Origin of the sequence: Cellulomonas sp. PhB150, assembly GCF_003755175.1 — a bacterium.
In the GTDB taxonomy this organism is placed as follows: domain Bacteria; phylum Actinomycetota; class Actinomycetes; order Actinomycetales; family Cellulomonadaceae; genus Cellulomonas.
Map to the genome: position 1 here is coordinate 282,408 of NZ_RKHX01000001.1, position 18,114 is coordinate 300,521.

At 74.1% G+C, this 18,114-nt stretch carries 16 protein-coding genes; 5 read left to right on the forward strand and 11 right to left on the reverse strand.

Annotated features, from left to right (window positions below):
- Window positions 1–70 precede the first annotated feature (70 nt).
- The 3 genes from EDF34_RS01365 to EDF34_RS01375 all read left to right on the forward strand — a co-directional run bounded on the left by EDF34_RS01365 (window position 71) and on the right by EDF34_RS01375 (window position 3,414).
- Entirely contained in the window at window positions 71–2,308 is a 2,238-nt protein-coding gene (locus EDF34_RS01365) for an LLM class flavin-dependent oxidoreductase (RefSeq protein WP_123369590.1), read from the forward strand.
- 20 nt (window positions 2,309–2,328) lie between these two features.
- The gene (locus EDF34_RS01370) at window positions 2,329–2,802 is read left to right on the forward strand and encodes a heme-degrading domain-containing protein (RefSeq protein ID WP_123369591.1); all 474 of its coding nucleotides are present in this window, start codon (window positions 2,329–2,331) and stop codon (window positions 2,800–2,802) included.
- Between the two features lie 96 nt (window positions 2,803–2,898).
- The gene (locus EDF34_RS01375) at window positions 2,899–3,414 is read left to right on the forward strand and encodes a hypothetical protein (RefSeq protein ID WP_123369592.1); all 516 of its coding nucleotides are present in this window, start codon (window positions 2,899–2,901) and stop codon (window positions 3,412–3,414) included.
- Window positions 3,415–3,419: 5 nt separating this feature from the next.
- Here the strand turns inward: EDF34_RS01375 and EDF34_RS01380 are convergent, their stop codons facing one another.
- Window positions 3,420–4,361, reverse strand: coding sequence for an aldo/keto reductase (locus tag EDF34_RS01380; RefSeq protein WP_123369593.1), 942 nt, complete (start codon window positions 4,359–4,361; stop codon window positions 3,420–3,422).
- A 159-nt stretch (window positions 4,362–4,520) separates the two neighbouring features.
- Here EDF34_RS01380 and EDF34_RS01385 point away from each other — a divergent pair, with 159 nt between their 5' ends.
- Window positions 4,521–4,865, forward strand: a complete 345-nt coding sequence (locus tag EDF34_RS01385; RefSeq protein ID WP_118767239.1) for an RNA polymerase-binding protein RbpA — start codon at window positions 4,521–4,523, stop codon at window positions 4,863–4,865.
- Between the two features lie 21 nt (window positions 4,866–4,886).
- Here EDF34_RS01385 and EDF34_RS01390 read toward each other — a convergent pair whose 3' ends face one another.
- The 10 genes from EDF34_RS01390 to EDF34_RS01435 form a co-directional block, all read right to left on the reverse strand.
- Window positions 4,887–5,642 (reverse strand): polyprenol monophosphomannose synthase, encoded by a 756-nt coding sequence (locus EDF34_RS01390; protein WP_123369594.1) that lies wholly within the window; start codon window positions 5,640–5,642, stop codon window positions 4,887–4,889.
- The gene (gene lnt, locus EDF34_RS01395) at window positions 5,639–7,201 is read right to left on the reverse strand and encodes an apolipoprotein N-acyltransferase (protein ID WP_123369595.1); all 1,563 of its coding nucleotides are present in this window, start codon (window positions 7,199–7,201) and stop codon (window positions 5,639–5,641) included. Before lnt ends, EDF34_RS01390 begins: the two co-directional genes overlap by 4 nt.
- Before the next feature lie 422 nt (window positions 7,202–7,623).
- Window positions 7,624–9,249 carry an amidohydrolase gene (locus tag EDF34_RS01400; protein ID WP_123369596.1) on the reverse strand — a complete coding sequence of 542 codons (1,626 nt, stop codon included), beginning with the start codon at window positions 9,247–9,249 and terminating at the stop codon, window positions 7,624–7,626.
- Window positions 9,250–9,310: 61 nt separating this feature from the next.
- Window positions 9,311–12,160 (reverse strand): RNA helicase, encoded by a 2,850-nt coding sequence (locus tag EDF34_RS01405; RefSeq protein ID WP_123369597.1) that lies wholly within the window; start codon window positions 12,158–12,160, stop codon window positions 9,311–9,313.
- A gap of 31 nt (window positions 12,161–12,191) precedes the next feature.
- Window positions 12,192–13,106, reverse strand: coding sequence for a diacylglycerol kinase family protein (locus EDF34_RS01410; protein ID WP_123369598.1), 915 nt, complete (start codon window positions 13,104–13,106; stop codon window positions 12,192–12,194).
- The gene (gene tatC / locus EDF34_RS01415) at window positions 13,103–13,879 is read right to left on the reverse strand and encodes a twin-arginine translocase subunit TatC (RefSeq protein WP_123369599.1); all 777 of its coding nucleotides are present in this window, start codon (window positions 13,877–13,879) and stop codon (window positions 13,103–13,105) included. Before tatC ends, EDF34_RS01410 begins: the two co-directional genes overlap by 4 nt.
- A 73-nt stretch (window positions 13,880–13,952) precedes the next feature.
- A complete protein-coding gene (locus EDF34_RS01420; protein ID WP_233575126.1) occupies window positions 13,953–14,276 on the reverse strand; it encodes a twin-arginine translocase TatA/TatE family subunit in 324 nt (107 codons plus the stop codon).
- Window positions 14,277–14,379: 103 nt separating this feature from the next.
- On the reverse strand, window positions 14,380–14,709 hold the full coding sequence (locus EDF34_RS01425) for a hypothetical protein (RefSeq protein ID WP_123369600.1): 330 nt from the start codon (window positions 14,707–14,709) through the stop codon (window positions 14,380–14,382).
- Window positions 14,706–15,674, reverse strand: a complete 969-nt coding sequence (locus EDF34_RS01430) for a YafY family protein (protein ID WP_123369601.1) — start codon at window positions 15,672–15,674, stop codon at window positions 14,706–14,708. The genes EDF34_RS01425 and EDF34_RS01430 overlap by 4 nt, the downstream gene beginning before the upstream one ends.
- Entirely contained in the window at window positions 15,667–16,662 is a 996-nt protein-coding gene (locus EDF34_RS01435) for a YafY family protein (protein ID WP_123369602.1), read from the reverse strand. Before EDF34_RS01435 ends, EDF34_RS01430 begins: the two co-directional genes overlap by 8 nt.
- Before the next feature lie 34 nt (window positions 16,663–16,696).
- Between EDF34_RS01435 and EDF34_RS01440 the strand changes: the two genes are divergently transcribed.
- Entirely contained in the window at window positions 16,697–17,806 is a 1,110-nt protein-coding gene (locus EDF34_RS01440) for a DUF3866 family protein (protein WP_123369603.1), read from the forward strand.
- Window positions 17,807–18,114 lie beyond the last annotated feature (308 nt).

Genomic DNA, 18,114 nt, shown 5'->3' on the forward strand with positions numbered 1-18,114 from the left:
AAGGATCGAGGAAGCCGCAGGCCACCGCGCACGTTGACCAGGGTGGATCGATCGACGGAGGACCACACGCATGCCCGACTACGGCCACACCCTCAGCTTCGGCGCCTTCCTGACGCCCCAGGCCGCCGACCCGCAGCGCGTGGTCGCGCTCGCGCAGGCCGGCGAGCGGCACGGGCTGGACCTGGTGACGTTCCAGGACCACCCGTACCAGCCGACGTTCCTCGACACGTGGACCCTGATGTCCTGGGTCGCCGCCTCGACGCAGCGCGTGCAGCTCGCGGGCAACGTCCTCAACCTCCCGCTGCGGCCCCCGGCCGTGCTGGCGAAGGCCGCCGCGAGCCTGGACCTGCTCTCGGGTGGCCGGGTGGCGCTCGGGCTGGGGTCCGGGGCGTTCTGGGACGCGATCGTCGCGATGGGCGCCCCCCGGATGACGCCGGGCCAGGCGGTCACCGCGCTCGACGAGGGCATCGACGTGATCCGCGGCCTCTGGGACACCGACACCCGTGGCGTGCTGCGCGCCGGCGGCGGGTACCACGCGGTCGACGGGGCGAAGCGCGGACCGGCCCCGGCGCACGACATCCCGATCTGGCTCGGCGCGTACAAGCCGCGCATGCTCGGCCTCGTCGGGCGCAAGGCCGACGGCTGGCTGCCGAGCCTCGGCTACCTGCAGCCCGGCGACCTCGCGGCGGGCAACGCCCGCATCGACGAGGCGGCGACCGAGGCGGGGCGGGACCCGCGCGAGATCCGCCGCCTGCTCAACCTCGGCGGCATCACGGCCTCGAGCATCGACGACTGGGTCGACGAGCTGCTGCCGATGGTCCTCGAGGACGGGATCTCCACGCTGATCCTGGGCAGCGACGACGAGCGCGCACTGGCGCTGTTCGGCGAGGAGCTCGCCCCCGCGCTGCGCGAGGCCGTCGCCTCCGAGCGGCGGGCCGACGGGACGACGACGGGTGCGGTGCGCTCGGCGGCCTCGCTCGCCCGCCGGGTCCCCGGGATCGACTACGACGCGATCCCGGCCGCGCTCGCGGACCTCGTCGTCGAGCCCGGTGACCGCGGGTACGGAGCCGTGCGCTCCACGTACATCTGGGCGGGCTCTCCCGGCCTGGTCGTCCAGCCGCGCGACGCCGTCGGCGTGTCCCAGGCCCTGCAGTTCGCGCGGACGCAGGACGTGCCGTTCGCGGTCCGGTCCGGCGGGCACGGGATCGCCGGCCGGTCGACGAACGACGGCGGCATCGTCATCGACCTCGGCGCCCTGGACCAGGTCGAGGTCCTCGACGCCGACCGCCGGCTGGTGCGGCTCGGTGCCGGCGCCCACTGGGGCGACGTGGCGGAGACGCTGTCACCCCTGGGCATGGCGATCAGCTCCGGCGACTACGGAGACGTCGGCGTGGGCGGCCTCGTCGTCGCGGGCGGCCAAGGGCTGCTCGGGCGCTCGTACGGGCTCACGCTCGACCACGTGGTCGCCGCCGAGGTCGTCCTCGCCGACGGCTCCGTCGTCCGCGCATCGGCCGACGAGCACCCCGACCTGTTGTGGGCCGTGCGCGGCGCCGGCGCCGCGGTGGGCATCGTGACGTCCGTCGACGTCGAGGCGGCCGCGCTGGGCGACGTGGTGCTGGCGACCTTCGTCTACGACGCCACCGACACCGCGGCCCTTCTGGTCGCCTGGGCGGAGCAGGTCGAGCGCTCCCCGTGGGAGCTGACCAGCTTCCTCACCGTGGTGCCCGCTCGGCGGGACCAGCCCGCGATCGCCCACGCGATGACCGTGTGGGCGGGTGACGACGCGGAGGCCGCCGTCGCGGCGCTCGAGCCGTTCATGGCGGTCGGCCCGGTGCTCCAGCAGCAGGCGAACCTCCTGCCCTACTCCGGAGTCATCCAGGCCCACCACGGGCGGCACGACGGCGGAGCCCCGCCGAACATGCGGGGCGGGCTCGTCGAGCACGTGACGCCGCGTGTCGCGGGCGTCCTGGCGGACCTGGTCGCCGCGCACGAGTCCCCCATGATGCAGCTGCGCGCGGTGGGAGGCGCCGTCAACGCGACGCCTGCCGAGGCGACGGCCTACGCGCACCGGACGCAGAACTTCTCGCTGTCCGCGATGACGACCGCCTCCGGTCGGGCTGCGCTGGACCGCCGGTGGGACCAGCTGTCCGAGGAGGTCACCGGCGTCTACCGCAGCTTCGACCTGGCCGACGACAGGCTCGAGCGGGCGTACCCGCCCGCGACGCTGGCCCGGCTGCGGGCGATCGCCGCGACCTACGACCCCGACGCGATCTTCGGGCACGACCTTCCCCTCACGGCGCCCCGCTGACCCGTGCCACGATGGCAGGCATGAGCCACGACGACGTCGCCCCGATCATCGCTCGCGTCGAGGCCGAGGAGCGCGAGCTCGAGTTCTCGACCTTCACGAACGACGACGCCTGGCAGCTCGGGTGCGTCCTGGTCGAGCTGGCCATCGCGCGCGACCTGCCGGTCACCGTGGACGTCCGCCGTGGCACGCAGCAGCTCTTCCACGCCGCGCGGCCCGGGACGGTCGCCGACAACGACTCGTGGATCGAGCGCAAGGTCAGGGTCGTCGAGCGTTTCGGCGCCTCGTCCTACCTGGTCGGACTGCGCGCGCGGGCGCGCGGGACCACGTTCAACGAGCAGCACGACCTCCCGCTGCAGCAGTTCGCGGCGCACGGCGGGGCGTTCCCCGTGCGGGTGCGGGGCGTCGGGGTCGTCGGCGTCGTGACCGTCTCCGGCCTGCCCCAGGCCGACGACCACGCACTGGTCGTCGAGGCGGTGCGGGCCTTCCTGGCCTGACGTCGAGCCGACCACAGCCCCGCTCCCCCGAGGGCCCGCCCACAGAAGCGGCGCGCGGCCACCCACGGGGACGGCGGCCGGCCCACGCTGACGTGCATGACGAGCGCAGCGCACGACGCCTGGCCGGACTGGGCCGACGACGAGGACGAGGACGACTGGCCGTACGGCCTCGACGGGTACGAGCACGACGGGCAGGACGACGACCTGCCCTCGACGCCGGGCACGCCGCTGACGAGCGCCGCCGACGTGCTGGACTTCCTGCTCCCGCTGATCGGGCCCGAGCGCGCCGGACCGATGGCCCTGTGGTGCGCGCTCGTCGACGAGGCCGACTGGACGCTGCCGGTCGTCCTGCCGATCGCCGACACGCCCGTGCGACCGGACAGCGCACTGGTCGCGGCACTCCTGCGCCACCTGCGCGACGTGCTGCTCGACGTCTTCGACGCGCCCGACGGCGGGCTCGTGCTCGCCGTCGTGCGGCGCTCGGGTGGCGACCGCGGTGACGTGGAGATGGCCTGGGCGGCCGCCCTCGAGAGAGCGGCCGCCCAGCTGGACCTGCGGGTGCGCGCGATCGCCGCCGTGGGTCGCGACCGCGCGCGGGTCCTGCGGTGGTGAGCCGGTCAGGCCGGCGCGACCTCGTCGAGCTCGGCGAGCTGGTCGAGGCTCGGCTCCCACAGGATCGACGCGACGTTCGCCTGCAGCTGCTCGGGCGTGCGCGCGCCGGCGATCACCGAGCCGACGGCCGGCTGGGCCGCGAGGCCGCCGAGCGCGAGCGTGGCCAGGTCGACGTCCCAGTCGGCAGCGAGAGCAGCCAGCGCCTCGATCCGGTCGAACTCGGCGTTCGCGAGCCGGTCGGGCAGCAGGGTCAGGCGCGAGCCCTCGGGCGCGGCCTCGCCGCGGCGGTATTTCCCGGTGAGCAGGCCAGACGCGAGCGGGACGAACGGAAGGATGCCGACCCCGGCGCTCTCCGCGGCGGGCACGAGCTCACGCTCGGCGCTGCGGTCGAGCAGGTTGTAGCGGTTCTGCGCGGACACGAACGGGGTCAGTGCGCCGGTCCGTGCGGTCCAGTCGGCCTCGGTGAGCTGCCACGCGGCGAAGTTGGACGAGCCGAGGTAGCGGACCTTGCCCTCCAGCACGAGCTCGTGCAGCGCGGCGAGCGTCTCCTCGATCGGCGTCAGAGGGTCGGGCATGTGCAGCTGGTAGAGGTCGATGTAGTCCGTGCCGAGGCGGCTCAGCGAGGACTCGACGGCGCGCCGGACGTAGCGGCGCGAGCCACGCGCGCCCCAGTCGGGGCCGTTGAGCCCGCGGACGTCCGCGCCGAACTTGGTGGCCACGAGCACGTCGTCCCGGCGTGCACCCAGCGCGGCGCCGAGCAGCTGCTCGCTCTGGCCGGGCTCACCGCCGTACACGTCGGCCGTGTCGAAGAAGGTCACACCGGCGTCGAGCGCCGCGTGGACCAGCGGGGCGACCAGCTCGGGCGCCAGGGTGTGGCCGAACGTGTTGCACCCGAGCCCGGCGGTCGATACGGTCAGGCCGCTGTCACCGAGGCGGCGGTAGGTCATCGTGGGAAGAATCACCCTCGAACCCTAAGCCTCCGCGGCCCTCCCGAGGTGCGTTCACGAAGCCTTCACGTCAGGCTGGAACACTAGGACGTCGCGCACCGTTGACATCGGTGGCAGTACTCACTCTCGACGGCCGTAACCCGGCACGGAGGTCCCCAGATGGCGAACAGGTCCCTGCGCGGCATGCGCATCGGGTCCCAGAGCATGGAGTCGGAGGAGGGCGTCGACTTCGCCCCCCGTCTCCAGGCCCACTACGACTGCCCCAACGGGCACACGATCATCCTGCCGTTCTCGGTCGAGGCCGACGTCCCGGTGGTGTGGGAGTGCCGTTGCGGCACGGAGGCGCTGCTCCGCGACGCGTCCCGCCCCGAGGCGAAGGCCGGCAAGCCGCCGCGCACGCACTGGGACATGCTGCTCGAGCGCCGCACGATCGGCGAGCTCCAGGAGCTTCTCGACGAGCGTCTCGACCTGCTCCGGTCGGGCAAGCTTCGCCGCTCCGCCTGACCCCTGTGTCACAACCGGCGCTCAGCGCCGGCGCACGACCCCACGGAACGCTCCCGCCACCTGGCGGGAGCGTTCTGCTATCCCCCACCGGGTGACCGAGACCAGCGCCTCGACGATGATGGCGCGCGTCATCTTCGAGGCCCCGACCTCGCGCTCGACGAACGTGATCGGCACCTCGATCACGCGCGCACCCGCCCGGACCGCGCGCCACGACATGTCCACCTGGAAGCAGTACCCCTGCGACTGGACCTCGCCGAGCGGCAGCGATGCGAGCAGCGGCGCTCGGTAGGCGCGGAACCCCCCGGTCGCGTCCCGCAGCGGGATGCCGAGCATGAGCCGGGTGTAGGTGTTCGCCCCGCGCGAGAGCACCTCGCGGTTGCGGGGCCAGTTCACGACCGAGCCGCCCGGCACCCAGCGCGAGCCGAGCACGAGGTCGGCGTCGTCGAGGGCCGCCAGCAGCAGCGGCAGGTCCTGCGCGCGGTGCGAGCCGTCCGCGTCCATCTCGCAGACGACGTCGTAGCCGCGTTCGAGCGCCCAGCGGAAGCCCGCGACGTACGCGGTGCCGAGCCCGAGCTTGCCGGAGCGGTGCAGCACGTGGATCTCGCGCGGGGCGGTGTCCGCCGCAGCGATCTCCTCGACGAGGGCGCCGGTGCCGTCGGGCGAGCCGTCGTCGACGACGAGGACGTGCGCGTCCGGGACGTGCTCGGCCAGGCGTGCGAGCGCCCCGGGGATCGACTCGTGCTCGTTGTACGTCGGGACGACGACCAGCGTGGTCATGCGGCGGCCGGCCGGTCGGCACGGCGGGTCCGCGAGGCGCCGACCGCCCCGGCGACCACGGTGGCGATCGCGAGCCCGTCGACGATCCACGCCGGCCAGCTGCCCAGGCGGGTCGCGGGCGTCAGGGTGTCCCGCAGCGGCACGTTCGCGACCATCTGCTCGGCGGTGAACAGGCCCGTCTGCTGAGCGACGGTCCCGTTCGGCGCGATCACGGCGCTGACCCCGACGGTCGAGATCTGGACGGTCGCGCGGCCGTGCTCGATCGCGCGGATGCGCGACATGGCCAGCTGCTGCGTCGACTCGTCGGACATGCCGAACGTCGCGTTGTTCGTCTGGACCACCAGCACCTCTCCCCCGGCGCGGACCGTGTCGCGCACCAGTGCGTCGTAGGCGACCTCGAAGCAGATGACGTCGCCGATGCCGACAGTGCGTCCGAGTCGCGCCGACTCCAGCGGGATGTAGCCGGGTCGGTCACCCGGGATCATGTCACGGGTCACGAGGTCGACGGCCGAGGAGAAGATCCGCGCGACCGAGCGCATCGGGATGTACTCCGCGAACGGCGCGGGGTGCTGCTTGGAGTAGGTCGCGACGACACCTCGTCCGGGCTCCCACAGGACGGCGGTGTTGTACCGGCCGCCGCTCTCGGGGTACTGGACGGTGCCGACCAGCATCGGGGCGTCCACGGCCTTCGCGGCGTCGTCGATGAGCTTCGCAGCGCCCGCGTCGACCTGCGGGTCGATGTCCGTGCCGTTCTCGGGCCAGAGCACGACATCGAGGTCGCCGGGCTCCACCTGGTCCAGGAGCTTGTACGTGCCGGCGACGTGGTTGTCGAGCACGGCCTCGCGCTGGCCGAACGCGTCGAGCCCCTGGCCCGGCACGTTGCCCTGCACGGCACCGACGCGCAGCGTGCCGGTCTCGGCCTGCGTGGGGAGCGGCACGGCCAGCCCGAGGAGGACGAACGCGATCGCCGCGCCGAGGCAGCCCGCGGTCCGCAGCACGTGCAGCCGGCGTGCCGCGAGGACCGCCTGGGCCAGCAGGACGCCGACGGCGACCACCAGCGCGCTCACGAGCGGCACGCCGCCCCACGACGCGAACGCAGCGGTCGGCGAGTCCGCCTGCGAGAACGCGAGACGGCCCCAGGGGAAGCCGCCGAAGGGCCAGAAGGTGCGCAGCTCCTCGGTCGCGACCCACAGGAGGGTGAACACGAGCACCTGCCACGGCCCGGAGCGCCACACCGCCGCGCCGCGCCGAGCCCAGGCCCAGCCGGCACCGAAGAGCGCGAGGTACAGCGACTCGGTGACGCTCAGCGCGAACCACGGCACCATCCCGACCGCGTCGCCGGTCCACACGATCAGCGGTGTGAAGAACGTCAGCCCGAAGACGACGCCCACCAGGGCGTTCCAGCGTGCGCTGTCGCGGCGCATCGCGAGGAAGAGCAGGGCGACGCCGACGAAGGCCATCCCCCACCAGCCGGGCGAGGGGAACGCGAGCCGCGTGGCGTACCCGCCCAGCGCCGCGAGGACGAGAGTCCACCAACGGGCGGGTTCGGCGGCGGGCACGGCGTCAGCGTACGACAGGACGCTGGGCGTCCCGTCCAGGTCAGCAACCCCTCGATCTCGACCGACCGGCCCGCGCGTCCTTCGTACCGGTGCCGCCGAGGCGGACCGTTGTCTACTGAACGCGCGGGCCCGGTCGGAGCCCCGAGATCCACCGCCAGGTCCCTCGCAGGAGGTCCCGGGACGTCGTCGTCAACGGGTCCGCGGTGGTGGGTCATGGGGAAACCTACCGGGATCCCGACACCTGTCAAGGAGCCGTTCCTGCAGGTCGTAGGCCTCTGTGCAGGTCATCGCGTCCGGTTCGTCCGAGTCCGGGCCGTCCGGTTCGGCGTGTCGCCGCGCGTGTCGCGCAAACCCGTCGTCCCGCGCGTCGCCTCGCGGCGCACGATCACCCGTTCAGCCCTGCCTGCCGCGCTCCGACCCGCTCACGCCATGGCGTCGAAGAGGACGACACCGTCCCGGACGGTGCGCAGGCACCGGGGCGGCGTCGCGTCGGCCGACAGGTCGGGCAGCAGCGGGATCCCGGCCCGTGCGTCAGGGCTCCACGCGGACAGCCGGCCGTCGGGTGCCTGCACGACGAGCTCCTCGGCGTCCCAGACCGCGAGGTGGGCCGGCGAGCCGACGCGCAGCTCGCCCACCTGGTCGTGCCCGGCGAGCCGCCAGCCGCCTCGCGACGAGGCCCGGAACGCGGCCCGGGCGCTGATCCGCTGCTCCGGCTCGTGGTGGAAGGCCGCGGCCCGGACCCCTGCCCACGGGTCGAGCGCCGTCACCGGCGAGTCCGAGCCGAACGCGATCGGGACGCCCGCACCGGCGAGGTCGGCGAACGGGTTGAGCGCGGACGCCCTCCCCGCGCCGAGCCGCGTCGCGTACATGCCGCCCACGCCGCCCCAGGCGGCGTCGAACGCCGGCTGGACACTGAGCCGCACCCCCAGGAGCACCAGGGCCGCCAGGGTGCCCGCATCGATCATCTCGGCGTGCTCGAGCCGCAGCCCGGTCCGTGCGAGCGCGGCGGCGCCGTCGACGTCGGCCGCCGCGCGCAGACCGAGCAGCACCTCGTCCATCGCCGCGTCACCGATCACGTGGAAGCCCGACTGCAGGCCGGCGCGGGAGACCGCGGTGATGTGGTTGGCGATCTGCTCGCCCGCCAGGTAGAGGTTCCCGCGCTCGCCCGGGGAGTCGCGGTAGGCCGAGCGCAGGGCCGCGGTCCGCGAGCCGATCGAGCCGTCGACGTTGAGGTCGCCGCCGATGCCGGTCAGGCCGGGGATCGCGGCCAGGACCTCGCGGGCGTCGTCCACCGTGACGCAGAGCTCGCCACGGTAGGCCGCCAGGTGCGGACGGCCGTCGGCGGCGTCGCGCGTCAGCCCGAGCAGCTCGACGAGGCCCGCGCGGGTGTCGATGGACGGCGCGCTGTGCTCGTGGACGGAGACGATGCCCCGGCTCGCCGCGTGCGCGAGGGCCCGCTCGTAGAGCTGGGTGCGGCGGGACGACGAGACGGCCCGGGCCGCCTCGCGGGCCACGTGGTGCGCGTCGCGCTCGACACGGCCGTCGTCGGACCAGCCGTCCGCCCGGTCGGCGCCGGCACCCGTGGCCAGGGAGGTCGAGACGATCGCGGAGTGGACGTCGACGCGCGCGAGGTACACGGGTGCGCCGCCAGCGGCCGCGTCGAGCTCGGCCCGCGTCGGCGCGCGACCCTCGGGCCAGTCGAGCTCGTCCCAGCCGAAGCCGAGGATCGGCAGGTCGTCGGTCCGGGCAGCGGCTGCGCGCGAGACGGCCGCGAGGGCGTCGGCCAGGGACCGCACGCCTCCCGCGGCGGTCAGGTCGATGCTCTCGAGCGCGAGCCCGGTCTCCAGGACGTGCACGTGCGCGTCGACGAAGCCGGGGGTGACGAGCGCGCCGTCGAGGTCGACCACCTGGTCGGCCCGCGCGGCGAACCCGTCGGCGGTGTCGTCGGACCCGAGCCAGGCGACGACGCCGTCCTCGACGAGGACCGCCTCGGCGAACGGGTCGGCGGAGGTGTGCACGACTCCGTGCCGGTACAGGGTGGAGCTCACCGGCACACGATAGGGGTTCGCGGGGTGCGCGCTCGCCCCCAGGGCGCACGCGCGGCCGACGTCACACCGAGGAGTACGCCACGACCCCGCGCCGCAGCTGCTCGACGGCCCGGTCGGCGGTCCCCCGCATCCTCGACGTCGGAGCCGACTGCGCGAGCTGGCCGAGCACGTCGATGACCTGCTTGCACCAGCGCACGAAGTCCCCCGCGCTGAGCTCGCTGCCCCGCAGGACGGCGTCCAGGCTGCGTCCCGACGCCCAGCGGTGCACCGACTCGACCAGGCCCATGTCGAGCCCGCTCGTCGCCTCGATGCGGTGGGCCGACTCGAGGTCGTCGAGCTCGGACCAGGTGCGCACCGTGGCGTCGAGCGCACGTCCGAGCCGCCCGTCCGGACCGCCGGGGACCCGCGGCTCGGCGTTCTCGTCGCGCCGGGAGCGGAAGACGAGCGTGGAGACCGCCGCAGCCAGGCCGGCAGGGTCGAGCTCGTCCCACGCGCCGCTGCGCACGCACTGCGCGAGCAGCAGGTCGTTCTCGGCGTAGAGCCGGCGCAGCCAGCGACCGTCGTCGGTCACCCGCAGCGTGCCGTCGTCGGACTCGAGGTACCCGAGCTTGACCAGCACGTCGCAGATCCGGTCGAACACGGCCGCGATCGACCCCGTGCGGCCGGTGATCCGACCGAGGAGCGCGTCGTGCTCCGACTTCAGCCGCGACCAGCGCTCGGCCCACCGCGCGTGCTCGTCGCGGTCGGGGCACGAGTGGCACGGGTGCTGGCGCAGCCGGCGCCGCAGCGTCGCGATCTGCTCGTCGTCCTGCGCCGCCGTCGGGCGGCTGCGGCGGGACGGGCCGCGCTGCGGCGGCTCCAGGTCGGCGACGGCCACGCGCAGGATCGCGGCGAGGTCACGACGCGACGCGGGCACGCGCGCGTTGAAGCCCTTCGGCATCCGCACCGAGCCGACCGTGCGCGCGCCCGTGCCGATGTCGGGCACCGTGAGCCGCCGCACCTCGCGGTCGAGGGTGAGGACCATCGGCTTGGGTCCGTCGAAGCCCGGCTTCCCGCCCGGGTCGATGACGACGACGTGGCTGGGACGGCGTCCGAACGGGACCTCCAGGACGTCACCGGGCCGCAGGCCCTCGAGCGTCCGGGCGACCTCCGCGCGCCGGGCCGCGGCTCCCGCCTTGGACGCGTCGCGCTCGCGGGTGGCGATCTCGCGGCGGATCTCCATGTACTCGACGAAGTCGCCCAGGTGGCACTGCATCGCGCGCTCGTAGCCCTCGAGCGCCTCGGCGTGCGACTGGGCCTGCCGGGCGAGCCCGACGACGCCCCGGTCCGCCTGGAACTGCGCGAAGGAGGTCTCGAGCACCTCGCGCGAGCGCTCCCGGCCGACCTGCGCGACGAGGTTGGCCGCCATGTTGTAGGTGGGGCGGAAGCTCGAGCGCAGCGGGTACAGGCGCTTGGACGCCAGGCCCGCGAGCTGCACCGGGTCGAGCCCGGGGTGCGAGACGACGACCGCGTGGCCCTCGGTGTCGATCCCGCGCCGCCCTGCCCGTCCGGTGAGCTGGGTGTACTCCCCCGGCGTGACGTCGACGTGGCTCGAGCCGTCCCACTTGACGAGCTTCTCGAGCACGACGGACCGGGCAGGCATGTTGATGCCGAGCGCGAGCGTCTCGGTCGCGAACACGACCTTGACCAGCCCGCGGGAGAAGAGGTCCTCGACGGTCTCCTTGAACAGCGGCAGCATCCCCGCGTGGTGGGCGGCCACTCCCCTGCTCAGCGCCTCGAGGATGTCCCAGTAGCCGAGCACGTCGAGGTCCTCGGGCGGGATGGCGGCCGAGCGCTCCTCGACGATCATCCGGATCTGCGCCTGCTCGGCGGGCGTGGTCAGCCGGACGCCCGCCGCGAGGCACTGCTGCACGGCGCCCTCGCAGCCGGCCCGCGAGAAGATGAAGACGATCGCGGGCAGCAGGTGCTCGCGCTCGAGCACGTCGACGACGGCGAACCGCGGGGTGGGGCGGCCGCTGGGGCGCTGCGGACGACCTCCGGGGCGTGCGCCCCCGCGTCCGCGGAACCCCCGGTCACCCGGACCGCGCTGGTCGTCGGGCACGCGCCGGCGCAGCAGGGCCTGCAGGTCGGGGTTGATCGGTGGGTCGACGCCCGGGTCGGTCGGGTCGACGTGGCCGGCGTAGAGCTCGAGGAGCTCGTCGCGCACCAGCACGTGCTGGCCGAGCGGCACCGGCCGGTGCTCGCTGACCACGACGGTCGTGTCGCCGCGCACCGTCGCGAGCCAGTCGCCGAACTCCTCGGCGTTGGACACCGTGGCGGACAGGGACACCAGCTGCACGTCGTCGGGCAGGTGGATGATCACCTCCTCCCACACGGGGCCGCGGAACCGGTCCGCGAGGTAGTGCACCTCGTCCATGACGACGAAGCCGAGCCCGCCCAGCGCCGGGGAGCTCGCGTAGAGCATGTTGCGCAGGACCTCGGTGGTCATCACGACGACGGGCGCGTCGCCGTTGATCGTCGTGTCGCCCGTGAGCAGCCCGACGTTCTCGGAGCCGTGCCGGCGGACCAGGTCGCCGTACTTCTGGTTCGAGAGCGCCTTGATGGGCGTCGTGTAGAACGCCTTGCGGCCTGCGGCGAGCGCCAGGTGCACGGCGAACTCGCCGACGACCGTCTTGCCGGCGCCCGTCGGGGCTGCCACCAGGACGCCGCTGCCGCGCTCGAGCGCCTCGCACGCGTCGAGCTGGAACTCGTCGAGCGGGAACGGGATCAGCTCGCGGAAGCGGCCCAGCTCGCTGCGCTCGATGGCCGCGCGGCGCTTGGCGGCCGCGAAGCGCTCGGCGGGCGACGGCTCCGCCGGCGGCGCGGACGCGGGCTGCGCGGAAGGACGGGACCGGCGGGAGCGTGACGGCACGCGCCCACCCTAGGCACGCGGAGGGCGAAACTCAGCAGAGGACGCGGAGCGCGCCGGGATCGACCTGCGCGAGCAGCGGCAGCGGGCCGATCCGCTCGCCGTCGGCGAACGCGACGGGCGGGTGCGGACCCGCGGACTCGAGCGGTTCGATGAGGATCGACCGGCTGCGCCGGACCTCGACCGCCGGGTGGCCGAGGTGCTTGCCCTGGTAGATGCCGGGGAAGATCTTGACCACGCCGGGCTTGGTGAACGGCCCGGCCAGGACCACGTCCAGCAGCCCGTCGTCCATCACCGCGTCCGGCGCGATCTTCAGCCCGCCGCCGATCCACGGCACGTTCGCTGCGGCCACGAGCGTGCCGGACTCCTCCCAGACGCCGTCGTCCAGCGTCACGCGGTACCCGTACGGGCGGAAGGCGGCCAGCTCGGCGACGAGCGCGCGCACGTAGCGCGCGGACCCGCGGGGCCAGGTCATCTCGTTGGCGCGCGCGTTGATCGCGGCGTCGAAGCCGCAGGACAGGACGCCGACGAACCACTCGTGCGCCGCCCGGCCCGGCGTGCTCACGCGCACGGCGTCGACGTGGCGCGGGCCGTGGTCCAGCCCGTGCTCGACCGCGTCGACCGCGGCGCGGACGTCGTCGCGCGGCAGGCCGAGCGCGCGTGCGATGTCGTTGCCGGTGCCGGCCGCGACGACGCCGAGCGGCAGGTCGGTCCCCGCGACGACGTTCACGCCGAGGTGGACGATCCCGTCGCCGCCCACCACGACGAGCCCGTCGAGGCCAGCCAGCGCGGCGGCGCGAGCACGGTCGGAGGCCTGCTCGAGCGTGCGGCCGGACAGGTCCTCGACCTGGTGGCCGCGGGCCTGCAGCAGCTCGTGGACGCGCGCGCCCGTGCGCGATCCGCGCCCCTTGCCCGCGGTGGGGTTCACCACCACGCCGAGGTGGCTCACGCCTGCTCGCCGGGCATCGTGCCGTCGAGCCGCGGCAGGCCGTCGGCCACGCGGCGGCGGTCGAGACGGCGGTCGTGGAGGACACCGATGCCGAGTGCGAGGAAGTAGAGGGCACAGATCGGCAGCGCGAGGAGCACCATCGACAGGATGTCCGGCGTGGGGGTCATGATCGCGGCGAACGTGAACGCCAGCAGGATGGCCCAGCGCCAGCCACGCGCCCAGGTGCGGGCGCGCACGACTCCGCCCAGCGTGAGCGCGACCATGATCACCGGGAGCAGGAACGCCAGCCCGAACGCGAGGACGAACCGCATGACGAAGCTGAGGTACGTCTGCGCGTCGATGAGGTTGGACGCGCCCTCGGGCGTGAACTCGGTCAGGACCCGCACGGCGTTGGGCAGCGTGAGCGCCGCGAACGCCGCGCCCGCCAGGAACATCGGTATCGCGGCAGCCAGGAAGCCGTAGGTGCGCCGCCGCTCGGTGCTGTTCAGCCCGGGGTTGATGAACGCCCACAGCTGGTACAGCCACCACGGGCTCGAGATCAGCACGCCGAGGAAGAACGAGACCTTGACCTGCATGTCGATGGCCGTGGCCAGGCCGGCGAAGTTGATCGACACGATCGCGTCCCGGGCCTCGGCCGCCTCGTTGATCGGGCGCTGCAGCGCCTCGAAGACCGGGTCGTAGAAGAACCAGCCGACGACGGCGCCGACGAGGATGCCCGCGGACGCCAGGACGACCCTCCGGCGCAGCTCGACGAGGTGCGCGCGCAGCGGCATCCGGCCGTCGCGCGGGCGGCGCTCAGTGGTCACGCGGGGTCGGCGACTGGGGTGACGGGTGACGCGGGGGCGGTCAGGCCGAGGGCGCGGTGGGGCCCGCGGGCTTCTCGACCGTGACGGCGGGGACGACCGGCGGTGCCGGGACGGCGGGGGCCGGCGGGGCCGCGTTCACGGGGGCCGTGGCGTTGTGCGCGGTGGTGTTCGTGGCGGTCACGTCGGGTGCTGCCGGGTTCTGCGGCGCGGGCGCGTCGTCGTTCATCGTCTTGATCTCGCTCTTGAAGATCTTCATCGACTGGCCGACGCTCTTGGCGACGTCCGGGAGGCGCTTGTAGCCGAACAGCACGACCACCAGGAGCAGCAGGAACACGAGTGTCGCCGGGTGGCTCAGGATTCGCACGGTCGTACTCCCTCAGGTCTGGTGGCCGCGAGACGACACGACCACCGTCGATCGTATCTCGCCGGGCCGTGGGCCGTGCTCCCCGTGCACTGCGACGCGCGCGTCAGCTCCAGTACGCGCGCCAGCCCGTGGCGGTCCGGGCGGCGCGCTCCGTGCGCTCGGCCCTGCGTCCCGCCGCGGAGTCCCGCAGCGCCGCGAGTCGCGCGCGCAGCACGTCGGGGTCGTCGAACAGCGCCGGCGCCGTCAGGTCCGGGTCCCGCTCCTGGGCGGCCTGCAGCGCCTCGACCTGGTCCGCGAGGCGCGCGAGCACGTCGGACGCCTCCGCCAGCTGGCGCCCGAGCGCGACGGCCTGGCGCCACAGCCTCCGGAGCAGGACGGCGATCACGACGAGGGCGCCCAGCACGAGCACCGTCCAGACCACGAACCAGATCATCGGAGCGCCAGCCGCTCGTACGCGTCGAGCGCCGACCGCGCGGCCGCGGCGGCATCGGCCGAGACCGACGGCGGGCTGATGCTCACCACCGAGCCGGCGACCTGCAGGAGCAGGTGCTGGAGCCAGTCTCGGTTGACCACGCGCACGTCGACCTCGAACGAGCCGTCCTCGTGGTTGCGCACCGCCTCGACCGGCGTGACCTCGGCCACCCAGCGGGCCCGGCTCGCGAGGTGCAGCGTCACGAGCTCGGCGGACGACGAGGGCGCGAAGGTGTCGGCGCCGGGCGCGACGTCGTGCTGCTCCGCCGCCTCGTCGAGGACGACGGCGTCGAGCACGCGGTCGACCCGGAAGAGCCGCTCGCCGTCGACCGCACGGCACCAGCCGAGCAGGTACGAGCGTTCGTCGTCGGTGACCAGGCGGATCGGGTCGACGTCGCGCTCCGTGGCGACGTCGGAGGCGTTGACGTAGCGGATGTGCAGGCGACGGCCCTCGCGCAGCGCCATGGCGATCGCGGACGTCACGCCCGGGGTCCCCGAGGCCGCCAGCGCGACGTCCACGGCGGTCGCTGCGTCGCCGGTCGCCGCGGTGAGCTTGGCCAGTGCGGAGCGCAGCACCGCGGCGCGCTCGTCGTCCAGCGCCGGGCCGAGCGCGCCGTCGAGCGCGCGCAGGGCCGCGACCAGCGAGACCGCCTCGCGCGCGCCGAGCCGCAGCGGGCGGGTCATCCCCCGGCCCTCGGTGAGCCGCACGACGCCCTGGTCGTACGCGGACGCGTCGAAGTCGATGAGGTCGTAGGGCAGGTACCCGGGCGTGCCGGTGACCCACAGCAGCTCGACGTCCTGCATCACCTGGGCGGCGCTCACGCCGAAGTGCTCGGCGATCTCCCCGACCGGGACGCCCTCGTGCCGGTCCAAGTAGGCGATCATGCCGAGCATGCGCAGCAGGCGGTCGCTCGCGCGGTCAGCCACGGGCCGGCTCCTTGTCGTCGAGGGCTGCCGCCGTGCGCAGCAGGGAGAGGGCGGCGTCGCGCAGCGAGGCCGGCTCCAGGACGAGGACCGCGTCGCCGTAGCCGACGACCTCCTCCGCGAGCTCCCACTGGGCCCGGTACGGCACGCGCAGGACGTCGCGCCCCTCGACCGTGGGGTGCGGAGCGTCGTCGGGCACGTGCCGGGTGCGCAGCGCGCTGGCCCGCTCGGGCAGGACCGCGAGGGTCGCCACGCCGCGCGTCCCGCTGTCCCAGCTGGACAGCGCCTCGGCGAGCTCGTCGGCGGCCGGGGTCTCGAACGCCTCGACCGGTCCGACCGTCCGCACGGCTCCCTCGATGCGGCTCAGGCGGAACGAGCGGCTCGCACCGCGGTCGCGGTCACGTCCGACCAGCACCCATCCCCCTCGTCGGGCGAGGAGCTTCCACGGCTCGACGACGCGCTCGCGGACCTCGCCGGACGTCGCCGCGCGGTAGGTGAACCGCACGGCCTGCCGCGACTGCACCGCGTCGACCAGGGGCGCGAACGCTCCCCCGCCGTCCCGCACCCGCGGCGTCAGCCCCGCCACGAGGTCGGTCGAGCCCGGTGCCTGGCCGACCGCCCGGAGCTTGGTCAGCGCGCGCGTCGAGTCGGCCCGCAGGGAGCGGTCCTGCCACAGCTCGGCGGCCATCGTCAGCACGCCGAGCTCGGCCGCCGTCAGGTCGATGGGGGCCAGCGCGTACGTGTCGAGGTCGATGCGGTACCCGAAGTCGTCGCCGTGACTGGCGTCCGTGACCGTCAGCACCGGCACGCCGAGCTCGCGCAGCGTGTCCTTGTCGCGCTCGAACATCCGCTCGAAGGCGTCGTCGGACGGGGCGTCGCCATACCCGGCGACGGTGGTGCGCACCTGCTCCTTGGTCATCCGGCCCGGCGTGTTGACCAAGGCGATGACGAGGTTGAGCAGGCGCTCGGCGGCGGCAGGTGTGGTGGCCATCGGGGACCACCGTAGTGGCCGGTAGCGTGGAGCGGTGATCACGTGGCGTGCGGGTGTCGTCGAGCAGGTCGGGCCCACGTGGCCCGGAGCGAGCGAGCTGCGGGTGGCGCTCGACGAACCGTGGGCGGACCCGTCGCTGCCGGCGCGCGTCAAGGCGCTCGCCTACCCCGAGCTCGTCGGCCCCCTCGCCGTCGGGGACCGGGTGGTCCTCAACGTCTCGGCGCTCGCCCGTGGCCTCGGGACCGGCGGCTACGCGCTCGTCGTCGCGCCGGACGGGCGTCTCCCCGCCGACGCGCCCGCCGGGCCGGGACACCTCGTCAAGGCGCGGTACACGCCGCTGCAGACCATGGTCCTGGGGGTCGACGACCAGGAGTCCGAGTTCCACGACGTCCTGCGCGACGCCGACGACCTGCGCGGCATGCCGGTGGTGGTCGCGGACCTGCACTCGGCGCTGCCCGCGATCCTCGCGGGCGTCCGGCACGCGTCCTCACGCCCGCTGCGGGTCGCGTACGTCATGACCGACGGGGGCGCGCTGCCCGCGTGGTTCTCGCGCGCGGTCGCGGGCCTGCGGGAGGCCGGCTGGATCGAGTCCTGCATCACGACGGGGCAGGCCTTCGGCGGCGATCTCGAGGCCGTCACCGTGCACACGGGGCTGCTGGCCGCCAAGCACGTCGTCGGCGCGGACCTCGCGATCGTCGCGCAGGGACCGGGCAACCTCGGGACCGGGACGCAGTTCGGCTTCTCCGGCGTCGCCGCGGGCGAAGCGATCAACGCTGCCGTCGTCCTGCGCGGCCGGCCGGTCGCCTCCCTGCGGGTGTCGGGGGCCGACGAGCGGGAGCGGCACCTCGGCGTCTCGCACCACTCGCTGACGGCCTACGGCCGGGTGGCGATGCGACCCGCCGACGTCCCGGTGCCCGTGCTCGACGGTGAGCTCGCCCGCCTCAACGATCTGATCGCCGACCAGGTCTCGTACCTGTCGGTGATGCACCGGCTCTTCGAGGTCCCCGCCGGCGCCGAGCTGCGCGCCGCGCTCGCGGACACCCCGGTGCGGCTCTCGACGATGGGGCGGGGGCTCGACCAGGACCCGGCCTCGTTCCTCGCCGCCGCGGTCGCGGGTGTGCACGCGGCTGCACTCGTGACGTGAGCTTCGGCTAACCGCCAATCTCTCTCCCAGATCTTGAACCGCCAACAAGCCGGCTGGCGAGCAGAATCGAGTCCACCGGGTGCTCGTCCCGAACTGGCTAAGCGCGACGACCTCGCCGAGACGCCCGAGCGCGTTTCGGTGCTCCCACACATCGCACCACCCCCTTCTCCGCTCCCCCGATGCGTGATGCTGACCTTGTGTGAGCTCATGAGGTCCGTGTCTGAGTCGGACAACCTAGTCCCACGTTCAGCTTGCCGCCTGGTGGGCGAACTACCGAGTAGTGTCGCCACGTCCGCGAACAGCGCGAA